Here is a 637-nt window from a genome sequence, read left to right as displayed (position 1 = left end):
CCCACCAAAACCGGGTTGTTCTTCGTCCGGCGGGACAGCACCTGCATGACCCGCTCGATCTCCTTGTCCCGGCCGATCACCGGGTCGAGCTTGCCCTCCCGCGCGGCCTGCGTCAGGTTGCGCCCGAACTGGTCCAGCACCAGCGAGGTCGACGGCGCCGACTCCTGCGGCCCGCCCGCCGCCGCCGGCTCCTTGCCCTGATAACCGTGCAGCAACTGGATGACCTGCTGACGCACCCTGTTCAGATCGGCGCCCAGCTTCACCAGCACCTGCGCCGCGACACCCTCACCCTCCCGGATCAACCCCAGAAGAATGTGCTCGGTGCCGATGTAGTTGTGCCCGAGCTGCAACGCCTCGCGCAGCGACAGCTCAAGAACCTTCTTGGCCCGCGGCGTGAAGGGGATGTGTCCCGACGGCGCCGACTGCCCCTGGCCGATGATCTCCTCGACCTGCTGGCGCACCCCCTCGAGACTGATCCCAAGGCTCTCCAGAGCCTTGGCCGCCACACCCTCACCCTCATGGATCAAACCAAGAAGAATGTGCTCAGTGCCGATGTAGTTGTGGTTGAGCATCCGAGCCTCTTCCTGGGCCAGGACGACAACCCGCCGCGCACGGTCGGTGAACCTCTCGAACATCT

The 637-nt window shown here is 65.6% G+C and carries 1 protein-coding gene; it reads right to left on the bottom strand.

Translation table 11 applies throughout. From position 1 onward, the window contains the following. Positions 1-635: Clp protease N-terminal domain-containing protein (locus tag HHX35_RS42390; RefSeq protein ID WP_310739689.1), on the bottom strand; the 635-nt coding region annotated here is incomplete at its 3' end. Between the last annotated feature and the right edge of the window lie 2 nt (positions 636-637).

This window comes from Microbispora sp. H10830 (genome assembly GCF_014161375.1).
GTDB lineage: Bacteria > Actinomycetota > Actinomycetes > Streptosporangiales > Streptosporangiaceae > Microbispora > Microbispora catharanthi.
Note: the sequence above shows the minus strand (reverse complement) of the source record. Positions and strands in the feature narration are given on the sequence as shown.